Genomic DNA, 15082 nt, shown 5'->3' with positions numbered 1-15082 from the left:
CATTCCCCTTCGTCGTGAGCATTCGCGCTCACATTGCCTCACGGGCCGCGTGGAAGAGGTGAAGCCGCGCCCAGGACGAGACGCCGACCGACATCTCCTCCAGCGGCGTGAATCCTGCGGCCCGCAACGCGGTGCGCCACATGTGCGCGCCCGGGAAGATCGTCCCACCGCGCACGACCTCGCCGCCAGGCGCCGGCGAGTGCAGGAAGTGCGTGGACGTGAGCGCCATCGGGTCGTCTTCGACCGGTGTGATGAGCACGAGCTCGCCGTCGGGCACCAGGAGATCGCGGATCCGGCACAACGCCCTGCCGATGTTGACGGCGTGGTGCAGCGTGTGCCCGGCGACGACCATGTCGGCGGTGCCGTCCGCGAAGCCCTGCGCGGCGAAGTCCTCGTTGATGTCGAGGCCCTCCGCGCGCAGGGGTTGCGCACCGATGTCGGTGAACCGGTAGTGGTCGATGAGGCCGGGTGACTCCCTCAGCACCGCGGCCGTCAGGCGTCCCGCCCCGCACCCGAGCTCCACCACCCGGACCAGGTCCTGCCTGGCACGCGCGGCCCGTCGCACGTACTCGGCGCAGGCCTCGTCGAGCTCACCGCTGAGCGAGGAAAGCCCTTCCCCGGCCAGCGCGCCGAGCACCGTGCTGTCCGGTGCGAGCAGGTGGGCCGCAGTGAGCTCGTCGGAGAGCAGCTCCGGCAGGTACACCAGTGCGCGGCGGTGCAGGCGCGCGACCTCGGCCGGAATCCGGAGTCGTGCGTGCAGGAGGACCAGCTCGTCCGGATCGGCGGCGGGCGCCTCACCGAGCACGCGGTAGACGTCGCCGTCCAGCTCGACCACGGCGTGTGCGGACAACGCCCGCAGCCACCGCCGGACGAGCCACTCGTGCCGCCCGGCGACGCGCAGCGCCCGCACCGTGTCGCCGATAGATCTCACCGCGCCGGGCTCCAGCTCCAGCGCCGCGGCCATCGCGGCGAGGCTGATGGAGCCGAGCCGGTCGGAAGTGGCCGGGCTCCGCCCGGAAACTCGCGGGTACGCCATCGGACGGTCCTCTCCGCGGACGCCGTTGATGTGCGGATGGTTCCACGCGAGTTACGCACCGGTGGCGGATTCCGGAATCGGCGGAACTTCTTCCGCCGAGACGGTTTGTCCTTTTCGGACGTCCGGCCGGAAACGATATCGTCCACTGCGGACACTCGACCAAGGAGAGAAAATGCGCATGACCGCGACGGTTCTGGCCGGAGCCGTCCTCTTCGCGGGCGGTCTCACCGCCTGCTCCTCCGGCGATGCGGCCAAGCCGTCCCCCACGTCGACGCCGGTCACCTCGGTCGCGGGCACCGCCGTCGCCGAACCGGCCGCCGGCGGCGAGCAGCCGAAGGCCATCACGTACGACGCGAAGCGGGTTCCGGTCGGCGCGCAGCTCGCCACGTCGGCGAAGATCGAGAACGGCAAGACCGCGGTCACCCTGACCGTGTCGGGTCTGCTGCCGAACACCCAGTACGGCTCACACGTGCACACCAAGCCGTGCGGCGCGAAGCCCGCCGACTCCGGCCCGCACTACCAGAACGAGAAGGACCCGGTGTCGCCGAGCGTCGACTCGAAGTACGCCAACCGGGACAACGAGATCTGGCTGGACTTCACCACCGACGACAAGGGCGCGGCGACGTCCTCGGCGACGGTTGCCTGGGAGTTCCGCAAGGGCGAGGCGAACGCGGTCGTCGTGCACGCCACGGCCACCCACACCGAGCACGGCAAGGCCGGCACCGCCGGTGACCGCCTGGCCTGCCTGACCAACGCCTACTGAAATGGTCTGCCCGAGCTGATCCTCCCGCTCAGATCGAGCAGACGTGGCGCCGCCCGCCGGAGATCCGGCGGGCGGCGCTTTTGTCGACGGGACTCCGATCAGCCCCCGGAGACGGAGAAGCTGTTGGTGGTGAAGTTCAGACCACCGCTGGACGACGTGATCTCGTAGCCGAACTGCACGGCACCGACCGTGACGTCACCGAACCAGCCGCGGTTGCGGATCCAGTTCATCACCGCCTTGATGTCCACCGTGCCGGATCCGGTGTTGGACGTGCGGACGAACGAGAACACCTCGTTGTGACCGTTGGAACCCCGGTAGACGTTCCAGCTGTGGCCGCCGACCGACACCGACGCCTGCCAGGAACCGAGCGGGCCGACCGCACCGACCTTGTTCATCCACAGCATGATTTCGTAGGCGTTGTTGTTGGCCCAGATGTCGTAGGCCGTGGTGTAGGCACCGGAGTTCGGGTACGACACGTTGAAGCTGCTCGACAGGCTCCCGATCGAGCTGAGCCTGCGGTTCACCATCTTCTCCGAGTGCGGGTAGGACTTGATGCCACCCGTGTTGGGGTGGTTCGCCCAGACACCCCAGTTGCTGTAGGAGTTCGCCCAGACGGTCTGCGGACCGTAGCCGCTGCCCCAGATGTTGTTGCGCACCGTGTATCCGCCGTTCGACCAGGTTCCCCACCTGTCGGAGGAACTCCAGGTCGCCGCCTGCGCGGCGGGAGCCCCCAGGGAAACCGTCAGGACGGCCGCCATCGCCACCACGAACGCACGCATGATCTTCATTCGATTCCTTTCCGCACGCCATTGAACGGAATTGATGCCCGTGGCCGGGCATTTCCTGCGGTCGAACCTGACATCGAACGCGTCGGACACGACCGCACGGATTATGGGATTAATTTTCCGGGAATGCCCGAAGGAAAAGCACGACCGGTGCGACTCGACAACTCCGGCGGCAACAACGTGAGCGCAGGCGTTTGCTGCCCGTTCAGCTTGGCCACGAGCAGCTCGACCGCACACCGGCCGAGCACGTCGGCCGGCAACCGCACACACGTGAGCCGCATGCGCTCGGCGAGCTCGTCCGGGCAGATCGCCATCAGCGTCACGTCGTCGGGCACCCGCCGCCCTTCGGCGCGCAGGCACTCGACCACCCAGCCCAGCACTGCCTCGTTGTGCACGACCAGTGCCGACATCTGCGGGAGCTCGCGCAGCAACGTTCGGACGACGGCGTGCACCGAGGCGTACCGCGGCTCGGCCGGCAGCGCGGTCGACACGACGCCGCGGCGCATGGCCGCCGTGCTGAACCCGGCCAGCGTCCGTTGCGCGTATCCGGTGTTCCGCGCGTAGACCACGCCCGGCGCACCGAGAAAGCCGATGCTGCGATGCCCGAGCCCGGCGAGGTGCTCCACGCACCGCGCTCCCGCCGCCTCGAAGTCCAGGTCGACGCAGGTGAGCCCGGCGGCAGCCGCGGGATGACCGATGAGGACGGCCGGGCGGTCGAGCTCACGCACCACCTGCACGCGCTCGTCGTCCAGACCCACGTCCATCAGCAGGAAGCCGTCGGCCCCGGCTCCGCCGGCCACGCGACGCAGGCCGTCCGCACCTTGGGCCGCGGTCATCAGCAGCACATCCATGTCCTGCTCACGCGCCGTGGACACCACGGACGTGACGAACCGCATCACCACCGGCAGCTGCACACCCTCGCGCAGCGGCAGAACCAGTGCCAGCACGTTCGTCCGGCTGCTCGCCAGCGCTCTCGCTCCGGCGTGCGGGTGGTAGCCCAGCGATTGGATGCTTTCCCGCACCCGCACACTCGTCTGGGCCGAAATGGGACGTTTGCCGGTCAGCACGTACGAAACCGTGCTGGGTGCGACACCCGCATGTTTTGCCACGTCCACGATGGTGACCACGCCGACACCTCCGAAGGGGAATCGAAGCGCTTCGAATATGAACGCGAATGTGACACGAACACAACACGACCGTCAAGAGAATCCATCGCGTTCGACGGTTTCGTCGAAATTCTCGTCGATGTTCGACCTTCGTTCGACGATGCGCCGATGACGGAAGTCGTTTCGTGTCACCAAACGTGATCGAGGCCAGGGGGAGGTGCCGGCGCCTCCGGGACGTCCCGGTCAGCGCACCGCGTCGGCGATCAGGGCGGCGGTCAGGAGCTGCACGCCGCGTCCGCTCGTCGGGTCGCACCCGGTGACGCTGGCGATCCGCTGCAGCCGGTAGTCGAGCGTGCTGCGGTGGATGAAGAGGTTCTTCGCCGCCTTGTTGCGGTTGTAGTCGGCGTCGATCAGCGCCGTGAGCGTCTCCCACAGCACCGCATGGGCGCGCAGCGGCTTGATCACCGCGACGAGGTTGTCCGCAACCCCCTGGTGACGGATCACCGCGTACTCGACGAGGACGTCGCTGATGCTGTACATCCCGCTCTGACGCCTGCCCGCCGCGACGAGGCGCAGGACGTCGCCCGCCTCGCGGAAGCCGTCCGAGAGCTGCGCCCGGCCCCGCTTCGCGACCGCGAGCCAGCCGTTGCCGTTCAGCCACTGGGTGAGATGCCCCGTGATGCGGGTGGTACGACCGGCGTCGATGTCCGGGATCAGCAGGACGAGGTCACCTTCGTGGCGGGTGGTGAGCACGCCGGGGCCCGCGATCTCGGCCGGCACCGCCTTGCCGCGCCCGTTGGCGCAGCTGCGGGCGACGACGACGAGGTAGCGCGCGGCCAGGCTGTCCAGCACGGCCTGCGGCACCGAGCGGCCGGCGATCAGCTCCGCGGCCAGGTCCCGCGGCACGCTCCCACCCGCACCGGTGCCCGCGTTGCGCCGGAAACCTTCGAGGAACTGCTCGAGGATCGACCCGCTGCTGCGCACGAGGTTCGCGAGCTCGGGGTTGTCACCGGCCGCCTGCAACAGGACGTCCACGAGCTCGCCGTGGCGGTCGCCGTCCCACTTCTCGCCGACAGCCCGCACTCTGGCCAGGAAGTCCGCCGGTTCCGGCGAGGAGTCGCTCACCGGCCGCAGGCCCGAAAACGGGGCTCTGACATCCACCGAGGGTTCCCACTCGACCACGGTTTCCGTCATTGTCGATCCACCTTCCCGAAGGACACGGTCGTGTCGACGAAACACGATTCCTGGACTACCCGATCGCGTGACCGCGATCACTCGACCGAGTCGAGATCGCGCTTTCTCCGAACTTTCTGCGGAATGGTTCCGAGTTCGTTGAACTTCCACGGATCTACGAAAATGTTAGGGAGGTGCAGGAGTCCGGGTCAACGTCGCGTACCAAATACTGTGGTGCCGTTCCACCTATGGTTCGGTACGGGGTCTACAGAGGGTGACGGTACGGTCAGACGTATGACGTGTACCGGGTCGGAGATACGCTGTTCAGGTGATTGCATTAGCCGTAATGCATGGATTGCACTACCCCGAACCGGTGACAGTTGGTCATCAGGCCGGTGATGCCGAACCTACGCTCCGGAGTGCCTCGGCCAGCTCCGAGCGCCGCCGCACCCCGAGCTTGCGATAGGTGTTCGTGAGGTGCTTCTCGACCGCCCTCGAAGTGACGTCGAGCATCTCCGCGATTTCCTGGTTCGATCGGCCGCTCACCGCCAGCATCGCGACTTTCTGCTCCGACCGAGTCAGTTTCCCGCCGGTGTTCACAGGCGCGGTGAAACCGAGTGCGACGCGAGCGCGGTGCGCAATCCGCTGCGCGCCGATTTCCTCGGCGAGTTCGAGACAGGAACGCCACGAGTCGGGGAGTTCCGTGAGTTCGGCGCGCTGCCTCAACGCGTGGAGGAGCTCGAGCCGGTGCGCCGAGGTCCGGAGCACGTCGATCGCCCGGCCGGTGAGGTCCAGACCGCGGTCACCTCCGACGATCCGCCCGAGCACCCGCAGGGTCCGCCCGATGCCCGACGCCGCGCCCCACTCCTCCGCGATCAGCCGCTCCTCCTCGGCGAGCGCGATCGCGTCGCACGTGGCACCGAGCTTGAGCTTGACCAGCGCGAGCGCCGACCGCCAGGGAAACAGCACGGGATTGCGCCAGCCCAACCGGTCCAGGTGCGCGCCGCAGTCGGCCAGCGTCAGCGCCGCCACGGCGTGCTCTCCCCGCGCGACGGCCGCGTGTCCGCGCAGCAGCCCGGTCATCGTGGCCAGGCACGGGTTCGCCGGCTCCGCCTCGACCGAGGTGAGCAGCCGGCCGATGAGGACCGGATCACCGAGCTGCAGTGCGACGGCGCCCGACACGACAGCGGCGGACGTGCCGACCGAACCCCAGTTCCACGCACCGAGGTCGAGCGCATCGGTCGCGGCGAGCGTCGCGTCGCCGACCCGTCCGGTGAGCAGGTGGATCAGCGACTGCTCGGTGCGGATCATCGCCTGTTCGACGACGTCACCCCGCTGCTGTGCGGCAACGAGCGCCCGTTCGAGCCAGCCGGCCACCACCCCCGGCGAGTCCGCCGCGCCCAGTGCCGTCACCAGCAGTGGCGCCGCGCTGGCCGAGTGGGCCGATGACGCGGGCTCGCGCGCCAGCAGCTGCTCGGCCAGCACCGCCACCCGGCGCGCGGGCACCCCCACGGTCAAGGCGGCCGAGTTGACCAGCACCGACACCAGCTCACGGGCCGCTCCGCTGTCGGTCCACTCGCCTTCCTGCAGCTCGTCCAGCCTCGTGCAGGTGCCGGCGAGTCCCCACGACTCCGTCCGGCAGATGAAACGCAGCCTGGCCTCGAGCCGCAGGGCGAGATCCCGATCGACACCGCTGAGCTGCTCCGGCCGCCCGAACTCCTCGAAGACCCCGCGCAGGATGGACACCACAGCGTCCGGCGCGTCCCCCATGACCGCGGGCGTGAGCCTGATCAACGCGGCCGCCCGCTGACGGGGACCGGGCAGCAGCGCGACCGCGTACGAGAGCGTGCGCACCGCCGCGTTCACGTCCAGCAGGCGTTCCGCGCTCGCCAGGTCGACGAGGACGGTCGCCCGGTCCGGACCGTCGACGGACGTGTCCAGCAGAGCGCGCCGCAGGTAGGCGACCGCGGTCTGGGGTGCGCCACGCCGCAGTGCGACGTGCGCGGCGTCCCGCAGCGCCTCCACCGCCCACAGCCCCTGAGGCGTCGAGGTGGCGAGCAGCTGCCCGGCGACCGTCTCCACGGGTTTGCCCAGGTCGTACAGCAGCCGCACGGCCCGGAGGTGGAACTGTTCCCGTTCACCGGCGGACATCAGGTCGTCGACCGCCTCCCGCGCGCCCGGATGGGCGAAGCCTGCACCGCGGAACAGCCCGAGCCTGCCCAGAGCGCGCACGATCTCCGCGGTCGACGGCTCGTCGAGACCGGCGAGCACGCTCACCACGTCCAGCTCGGCGGACTCCCCCAGCACCGCCGCCGCCTTCAGCAACCGCCGCACCGGCTCCGGTTGCGCCCGCATGCAGGCGACCAGCCGCTCCCTGGCCTGCGCCGGGCGCACCGCACGCACCAACTCGGCGTTCGCCTCCGTCGGCGGCTCACCTCCCACCGCCCACGCCAGCGCGAGCCCGGTGAGCAGCAGCGGGTTGCCGCCGGTCGTCTCGTGGCAGGCCAGCCCGAACGCCTCGTCGCACTCGCGCCCAAGTTTGGCGCGAACGAGCTTGGCGGCCCCGGCCGGACTCAGCGGCCGCGGCCGCAGCCGCCGGGTGGCCGCCGCGAGCACCGACGCCGCCGCGGGGCGCTCGGCGAGCGGGTCTCCCTCGCGCACCGTCACCACCAGCACCACCCGCAGGTGCCGGATGCGGCCGGCCAGCAGCTCGAGCGTGGCGAGCGACGGCTCGTCGACCCACTGCAGGTCGTCCACGAGCACGAAGAGCGGCTTGATCGCGCTGAGGTTGCGGCCGAGGCTGAGCAGACCGAGCTGGACGGGCTGCGCGGCGTCGTCGAGGCGGCCGGTGCCGTCCCGGTCGAACACCGGACCGGCGAGTGCCGCGGGCCCGGACCACACCTGCGCCGGCGCACCCGCCAGCACCGGCTCGAGCAGTTGCCGGACCACCCCGAAGGCGTGATCGCGTTCCATCAGGGTCGCGGAGGCGTGCAGCACGGAGAAGGACGCGGCGCCGGGATGCCGGGACAGCGCCCGGAGCAACGCGGTCTTGCCGTTGCCCAGCGGGCCTGCCAGCACCACGACACTGCCGATGCCGTCCAGGGCCTGCTCGAGAGCCCGCGCCACCAGGCTCGTCTCGTCATCGCGTTCGAGCAGCACTCCGGTCGCGCATCCTCTCGTCATGCGGTGGGCTCCCAGCCGAGCCCGCGGGCCCGCTGGACGAGCGGGGCCGATCGGCACAGCACGGCGATCTCCGCCGCCTCCGTGATCATCGGCGCGGCGGACGCCGGGTCCACGACCTGGGCGAGTTCCAGCAGTGCGGTCGCGCGCAGCAGCCGGAACGGTGAATCGGCGAGCAGGCGGACGGCTTCCCGCAGGTGGGCTTCCCCGCCGATGACCGCCGCGCAGCTCAGGTGGGCCCTGGCGATGGTGCTGGGCGCGCCCCAGCGCTGGGCGAGCTCGAGGTCGCGCGTGCACACGCGGGCCGCGCGCTCGTGGTCGCCGGTCGCGGCCAGTGCCGCCGCGGCGACCGAACGCCATGGCGGGACTGCCGGGTTCACCCACTGCCGGGACAGCATCCAGCGGCCGCACTCGTCCGCCCGTGCCACGGCCTCTGACAGGTCGCCGGTCACGAGGGCGAGCACGGCGCGGGCGAAGGTGAAGAAGGTCCGCGCGTAGCCGAAGCCGATCCGTTCGTCCGGCTGCGTCGCGGACAGTTCGATCGCGCGGTCGAGGCGGCCGCGTTCGATGTTCACGAGCATGTCCGCCGCGATCATGATCGGGCGCGCGTCCGGGTGCAGGTTCTCCAGCGGGTACGCCGACTGCGCCTGCTCCATGTCGGCGGCGGCGTTGTCCAGGTCGCCCGTCATCGCGCGCACCTTCGCCCGCATCATCAGCGCCTGCGGCACGACTGTGGTCAGCCGCCTCCTGCGGGCCTCGGCGATCACCTGGTCCAGCCCGGCGACGGCGTCGGCGGCGTCGTCGAGCGCGGCCAGCGAGAGGCAGCCGAACAGGCGGGACGTGAGCAGCTTGGCCGGTGCCTCGAGCGCGATCCTCGCCGTCGCCCTGGTGTGCTCGGCGTCGACACCCTGGCACGTCCACATCCACGCGGCGACACCGGCGTGGTCCGGGTTCCCGCACGCGACGGGCAGCTCCGCCGTGTCGAGGATGCCCAGCTCCGGGGTCTCGACCGGGGCATCGTCGGCAATCCAGTACAACGACGTGACGGCGTCGCGATCGCCCTGGCCGCTCCGCACGGCGGTGAGCGTGCGGCGCAGCAGGGCGGCGTCACCGCGTCCCCACAGCTGGTCCGCCGCCGCCAGCCGCACGTCCCCGCACTCCGGTGGCTGGGCTTCCAGCAGCATCCTGGCGAGCCTGCGGTCCGCGGCGGCCGGTGCGACCGCGCACTCCGCGACCGCCAGGTCCAGCACGAGCTCCGCCCGCACGACCGGCTCGACCGGTTCGGCCAGTGCCCGGCGCAGGTGACCGACGGCCTCGGCCGGACGGTCGCCGTCCACCTCGTCGCGTGCCACCGCCCTCAGCAGGGGCACCACCCACGGCTCGCCGAGCGGTGAGGCTGCGGCCAGCAGCCGCGCCACCTCCGACGGGGGCACGGCACACTGGTGTCCCAGCCGGGCCGCCCTCGTGTGCAGGTCCTCGCGCTCCTGCGCCGGCATGCCCTCCAGCACCCGCGACACCCTGATGCCCGCGGTCAGCTCCGGCTTGCTCTGATCCGTCACCAGCCCGGCGCCGGCCAGCAGTTCCAGCGCACGGCCGAGCGAGATCGTCCGCAGCCTGGCCAGCACCCCCATCAGGTCGACGGGGAACGACGGACCGCAGACCGCGATCACCCGCAGCAGGTCGACGACCTCCGCGGGCAGCGAGCGGATGGCCCGCGTGGTGTAGTCGGCGAGCACCTCGGCGGCGATGCCCGCCACCGCGTCGGTGCTGGCGCCGACGGGCTCCAGGTCGTCCTCGGCGCACCGGTCGAGCAGCGGCCACAACGTCGCGGGACGACCGCCGGTGTGGTGGTGCAGCGCCCCGGCGAACTCGTCGTCGCCCGGCCTGCCGAACCTGCTGGTCACCAGCACCGAGACGCCGTCGTGCCCGAGCGGGCGCAACGGCACCGTCGTGGCGCCGGGCAGCACCGGCAGACGGCCATGCTCGCACCGCAGCGGACCGCGATGTCCATCGCCGCACGCAGGTGCTTGCGGGCCGTTTTCTCGTCGTTCGCGTGCATCAGCGCGTTGCCCAGCGTGCGCAGCGCCTGCGCTTCGCACAGCCGGGACTCGGCCGCTCCCAGCTCGACGACGGCTTGCTCCAGCGTCTCCACGTCTCCCGTGCTCATCCCCTCGGCGAGAAGGGCGTAGCCGCGGGCGGCCGGTGTGTTCCAGTTGCGCGCGGCGTCGGCGCCGCGCTCGGCGATCTCGGCGGCCGCGCTCAGTCTGCCCAGCCGCACGGTCACCGCGACGGCGTCGATCCACCACGGCACGAGCACCGGGTTCTGCACTCCCATCGCGTCGAACTCCCGGCCGCACCGCTGGAGCATGTCCAGCGCCGCGTCGTGGTCGCCGCAGTTCCACAACCAGTGCGCCTTGGCGTCCAGTGCCCAGCCGTACTCGACCGCGTCGCGTGGCGTCCGCATGCGGTGCAGGAGTTGCTCGGTCCGGTCGGTGTCTCCGCGTCGCACCAGCACCGCGGCCAGCACCGTCAGTGCGCAGAAGTCCTCGGGACCGGCCATCTCCAGTGCGGCGCCGGCGTCCTGCTCCGCCTGCAGCAGGTCGCCGGAGTCGAACGCCAGGCCGGCCCGCGTCGCGAGGGCGAGCTTGCGGGTGTGCGCGTCACCGGACGCCGACGCGGCCACGACGATCTCGTCCACCAGCGTCATGGCGGCGGCCCGTTCGCCGCAGAAGTGCAGCGACGGGACGGTGAAGACGTCCCAGTACTCACGGACACCGCCGGGCGCGGGCAGCGCGGACCACAGGTGACCCAGTGCCGCCGGCAGCGACTCGCCGCGCAGCACCTCGGCCCTCGCGAGCTGCTGCGCGAGCCGGCGGCCGCCCTCCGCCCTGCCTTCCGGCGACGTGATCACGCGCGCCCGGTCCATCGCCTGGCTGATGGTGGCCGAACCGCCGAACCCGTTGGCCAGGGCCATGCCCTCGGCCTGGGCTCGCAGCTCGGGGCCGATCGCGGCGAGCCGGCCGGCGCGCCCCTCCTCGGCCAGATAGCCGGTGAGCAGACGGAACCCCTCGGGGCCACGGCCCGCCCGCAGCGCCACCGCACCGCAGCTGATCGCGACCGAAGCGCGCACCGCCGGGTCGGTGACGTCGGCGAGCAGCTCCGCGTAGACGTCCATCGCCGCCGACGGGTCGATCTCGGTCAACCGGGCCGCCAGTTCCTGCCGCGTGTCGAGGTGTCCGGGCACCGCGTCCAGCACCCGCCTCAGGTAGCTGACCGCCAGCTCCGCGGCCAGCGTGCCCCCTCGTGCCGCGCCGCGCAGCGCGCAGAACATCCACACCTCGGTCAGCGCTGGCAGCAGCATGACCAGTTCGGCGATCTCCTCCTGTGGCCGCCCCTCGTCCGTGAGCAGCCGCGCCGCCCTCGTCCGGACCTCCGCGAGCTTCTCCGTGCCGAGCGCGCCGAGCAGCCGCTCGCGCAACACCGGCGACCGGAAGCGCCCGTCCGGGGTGAGCACGCCGAGAGGCACCAGTTCCCTGCGCTTCCACTCGGCCTCCGCAGGGGAGATCCCGGCGAGGATCGCGGCGCTCGCGGGCTCGGTGCTGCCGAGCACCGCCACGGAGGTGAGGTACCGGCGCGTCGACTCCGGCTGGTCCTCGAGCCAGGCGTGCTGCCACGCGGCGAGCTCCGCCTCGACATCGGGCGTGGTGTTGCGGGCACAGGCCTTCGCGGCCCAGGCCAGCGTGACCTCCGGGACGCCGGCGGTGCACTCCAGCGCGGTGAGGACGGTCTCGCGCTCGGGGATGAACGCACTCGCGGGCGATCAGCTCCGTCACTGCCGGTCGGCCATGACCTCGAAGACCTTGCGCGAGGTGCGGCCGTTGCAGAACGTGCCGTCCTTCGGGATCCGCTCGAAGTAGTCGGTGAGCACCTCGGCCGCACTCTCGTCGAGCCGGTAGTCGTGCCGCTTGCAGTGCGACCGCACGATCGTGACCAGCTCGTCGGCGCTGTAGTTCTCGAACTCGACCGTGCGGCTGAAGCGCGACTCCATGCCGGGGTTCGCGCGAAGGAACTCGGCCATCTCGCGCGAGTATCCGGCGGCGATCACCACCACGTCCTCGCGGTGGTCCTCCATCAGCTTGAGCAGCGTGTCGATCGCCTCGCGGCCGAAGTCGGGACCGGTGCCACCGCCCTGCCCGGCGGCGAGCGTGTACGCCTCGTCGATGAACAGGACACCGCCGAGCGCGGTGTTGAACACCTCGGTGGTCTTGATCGCCGTGCCGCCGATGACCTGGGCGACCAGGTCCGCGCGCGCGACCTCCACCAGGTGACCGGAACGCAGCACGCCGAGGTCGGCGAGAACGGTGCCGTAGAGCCGCGCGACGGTGGTCTTGCCGGTGCCAGGCGCTCCGGCGAACACGAGGTGCCTCGCCATCGGCGGCGCCGAGAGTCCGGCCTCGACCCGGCGCTTGGCCATCAGGTTGAGGTTGACCAGCGAGTTGACCTCGCGCTTGACCCCTTCCAGGCCGACCAGAGCGTTGAGCTCGCTGATCGGGTCGTTGGCCGCGCCGCGTTCCTGCTGTTGCTGCGGGGCTGGTGCTGCAGCGGCCGGTGCCGCGGTCGTGGCCGTCGTGGCCGTCGTGGCGCCGCTCGCCGACACCGATCCGTAGGCGTCCCGCGTCGCGTTGCCCGTGCTGCGCAGGTCCAGCACCTGCAGTGCGGTGCTGCCCCTGGTCTGCCGCAGGCCGGACCCGTGGTTGTCGCGCACGAGGCAGTCGGCGATCCGGATGCTCAGCTCGCTCTGCACGCCGATGCCGTCGGCGTTGTTCGCGGTGAACTCGGACTCCTCCAGCGTGCCGGAGGACCCCACGCCGAACAGGAAGCCGCTGCCCTTGCCGTTGCGCACCAGGCAGCGGACGGCGGCGATCTCACCGGCGCTGTCGACGAGCACGCCGTCGCCACCGGACTCGGCGATCTCGCAGTCGGTCAGGCTGAGCGTCGCCTCCCGCACGAGCACGCCCGCGCCCGCGGTGCCGCGGACGCTCGCCCCCGTGATCGACGTGCGGGCACCGGTGAGCACCGCGACGCCGTTGCGGCCACACCGTTCGAGCTCGACGTTCTCGAACCTGCCGAGCGCACCGTCGGCCGCCTCGATCGCCGCGCCGTCGCAGCCGACGACGTGCAGCCTGCGGAAGAAGGGGTCGGCCGAGGTGCTGAGCCGCACACCGGCGCCCGTGCACGCCGACACCGCGGCACGGGTGATCTCGGTGGTGCCGCGGTCGGCCACCCCGATGCCCACGCCGACGACGTCGCGGGCCTCGCAGTCCTCCGCAGTGCCGGCGGCCTGGCCGGTGAACAGGTAGCCGTGCTCCCTGGTGCGGCGCAACTGGAACCGGCGCAGCACGGGCGCGCACGACTCGGCGGTGAACACGCCCTCGGCGCCCGCGCCGGTCACCGAGCTGTCCTCCAGCAGGATGTTGCCGGAGGAGGCCAGGTAGAAGCCGATGCCGGCGACGTCGCTCACCGCGAGGCGGGTGGCCACCGCGCCGGCGTGCTGTTCGACCGCCACGGCCGGCTTCGCCGTGCCGGTGACGGTCGAGTCGGTGACCGTGATCCGGCCGTGCCCGTTGAGGCAGATGCCGTTGCCGCCCGCGTCGCGCACCGCGCACGCGCGCATGACGAGCTCGCCGTGCTCGGCGATCACCACGCCGACGTGCCGAGGCCGCTGCCGACGAGCTCCAGGGTCCGCTCCGCCTGCTTGCGCACGGCGCGCCAGGAGATGAACCCGTTGCGACGCGGGAAACCCGTCGCCATCGCGATGTTCTCCGCGACGGTCATCCACTCCACGAGCCCGAGGTCCTGGTGCACGAACGCGATGTCGCCGTCGACCACCACCGCGCCGGAGTCCTTGCGGTGCACCCCGGCGAGCACCTTGATCACCGTGGACTTGCCCGCGCCGTTCTCGCCGAGCAGCGCGACGATCTCGCCGCGGTTCACCTGGAAGGAGACGTCGTCCACGGCTCTGTTGCCGTGGAACGACTTCACCAGGTGCTGGACGCTCAGCACCGCGGTCATCAGACCGCTCCCCTGGTTCTGGTGCGGACGCGGTAGAGGCTCGTGGTGGCGGCGATGAACAGCTCGCTGCCGTCCGGTCCGCCGAAGCACACGTTGCCGACCTTCTCCGGCACCGGAATCCTGCCGAGACGCGTGCCGTCCGGTGCGTAGACCTGGACCGAGTCGGCGCTCGAGGTCCACACGTTGCCGTGCTCGTCGACCCGGAAGCCGTCCGCCACACCAGGATCGATCTCGGCGAACACCCTGCCGTCGCCGCAGTTCCAGTCGCCGTCGACGTCGTAGACGCGGATGCAGTGCTGCCCACCGCCGTCGGTGCGCAACGCGGACGAGGTGTCCGAGACGTGGAGCCGCCGTTCGTCCGGGGAAAAGGCCAGGCCGTTCGGCTCCTCCATGTCGACGATCGCCGCGGTCAGCTCGCCGGTGTCCGGAACGAACCGGAACACGTAGTGGCCGCCGTACTCCCGCTCGCCGGGATGTCCCTCGTGCGGCTGGACGATCCCGTACGGCGGATCGGTGAACCAGATCGCGCCGTCGGACGCGACGATGACATCGTTGGGAGAGTTGAGCCGGGCCTCACCGAACCGGTCGACCAGGACCGCTGTCGTGCCGTCCGGTTCGGTGCGCTCGACCGCGCGCCTGCCGTGCGAACACGTCACGACGCGTCCCTGGCGATCGAGTGTCCGGCCGTTGGTGAACTCGACGTCCGCGCGATCCACCGTCACCTCGCCGGTCGTCGCCGACCAGCGCAGGATCCTGTTGCCGGGGATGTCCGACCAGATGACAGCGTTCTCCCCTGGCAGCCACAGCGGCCCCTCGCTCCACGTGGCCCCGCCGCCGAGCCGCTCGAGCCCGCGACGCCGATCGATCAACTCGGTGAACCTGGGATCCTCGCTGAGGACCTCCAGTGCCTCCCGCACCGGCACATCACCACCCTTCGTTCGACCCATGGAACCCCGTTCAGCATTTC

General features: G+C 71.1%; 11 protein-coding genes. 1 reads left to right on the top strand and 10 read right to left on the bottom strand.

What is annotated here, in order from left to right; translation table 11 throughout:
* Positions 1 to 28: 28 nt before the first annotated feature.
* The gene (locus ABFX45_RS27280; protein WP_109638170.1) at positions 29 to 1036 is read right to left on the bottom strand and encodes a class I SAM-dependent methyltransferase; all 1008 of its coding nucleotides are present in this window, start codon (positions 1034 to 1036) and stop codon (positions 29 to 31) included.
* Positions 1037 to 1214: 178 nt separating this feature from the next.
* Here ABFX45_RS27280 and ABFX45_RS27275 point away from each other — a divergent pair, with 178 nt between their 5' ends.
* Positions 1215 to 1799, top strand: a complete 585-nt coding sequence (locus ABFX45_RS27275) for a superoxide dismutase family protein (protein ID WP_146231623.1) — start codon at positions 1215 to 1217, stop codon at positions 1797 to 1799.
* 98 nt (positions 1800 to 1897) lie between these two features.
* On the opposite strand, the gene ABFX45_RS27270 is transcribed toward ABFX45_RS27275, so the two are convergent.
* From ABFX45_RS27270 to ABFX45_RS27230, 9 genes are all read right to left on the bottom strand, one after another.
* Positions 1898 to 2587, bottom strand: coding sequence for a glycoside hydrolase family 12 protein (locus ABFX45_RS27270; RefSeq protein WP_346132815.1), 690 nt, complete (start codon positions 2585 to 2587; stop codon positions 1898 to 1900).
* 101 nt (positions 2588 to 2688) lie between these two features.
* Positions 2689 to 3711 carry a LacI family DNA-binding transcriptional regulator gene (locus tag ABFX45_RS27265; protein ID WP_109638167.1) on the bottom strand — a complete coding sequence of 341 codons (1023 nt, stop codon included), beginning with the start codon at positions 3709 to 3711 and terminating at the stop codon, positions 2689 to 2691.
* Positions 3712 to 3933: 222 nt separating this feature from the next.
* Positions 3934 to 4884 carry a PucR family transcriptional regulator gene (locus ABFX45_RS27260; protein WP_109638166.1) on the bottom strand — a complete coding sequence of 317 codons (951 nt, stop codon included), beginning with the start codon at positions 4882 to 4884 and terminating at the stop codon, positions 3934 to 3936.
* A 366-nt stretch (positions 4885 to 5250) separates the two neighbouring features.
* Positions 5251 to 8046 (bottom strand): ATP-binding protein, encoded by a 2796-nt coding sequence (locus ABFX45_RS27255; protein WP_346132812.1) that lies wholly within the window; start codon positions 8044 to 8046, stop codon positions 5251 to 5253.
* A complete protein-coding gene (locus tag ABFX45_RS27250) occupies positions 8043 to 10010 on the bottom strand; it encodes an ATP-binding protein (protein WP_346132810.1) in 1968 nt (655 codons plus the stop codon). The genes ABFX45_RS27255 and ABFX45_RS27250 overlap by 4 nt, the downstream gene beginning before the upstream one ends.
* Positions 9944 to 11659 (bottom strand): hypothetical protein, encoded by a 1716-nt coding sequence (locus tag ABFX45_RS27245; protein WP_346132808.1) that lies wholly within the window; start codon positions 11657 to 11659, stop codon positions 9944 to 9946. Before ABFX45_RS27245 ends, ABFX45_RS27250 begins: the two co-directional genes overlap by 67 nt.
* Before the next feature lie 213 nt (positions 11660 to 11872).
* Positions 11873 to 13744, bottom strand: coding sequence for a right-handed parallel beta-helix repeat-containing protein (locus tag ABFX45_RS27240; protein ID WP_346132806.1), 1872 nt, complete (start codon positions 13742 to 13744; stop codon positions 11873 to 11875).
* Positions 13741 to 14115 (bottom strand): ATP-binding cassette domain-containing protein, encoded by a 375-nt coding sequence (locus ABFX45_RS27235; protein WP_346132804.1) that lies wholly within the window; start codon positions 14113 to 14115, stop codon positions 13741 to 13743. Before ABFX45_RS27235 ends, ABFX45_RS27240 begins: the two co-directional genes overlap by 4 nt.
* Positions 14115 to 15062, bottom strand: coding sequence for an SMP-30/gluconolactonase/LRE family protein (locus tag ABFX45_RS27230; protein WP_346132802.1), 948 nt, complete (start codon positions 15060 to 15062; stop codon positions 14115 to 14117). The genes ABFX45_RS27235 and ABFX45_RS27230 overlap by 1 nt, the downstream gene beginning before the upstream one ends.
* Positions 15063 to 15082: the final 20 nt, after the last annotated feature.

The sequence above is a fragment of the Lentzea roselyniae genome (assembly GCF_039537795.1).
Taxonomy (GTDB): domain Bacteria; phylum Actinomycetota; class Actinomycetes; order Mycobacteriales; family Pseudonocardiaceae; genus Lentzea; species Lentzea atacamensis.
Note: the sequence above shows the minus strand (reverse complement) of the source record. Positions and strands in the feature narration are given on the sequence as shown.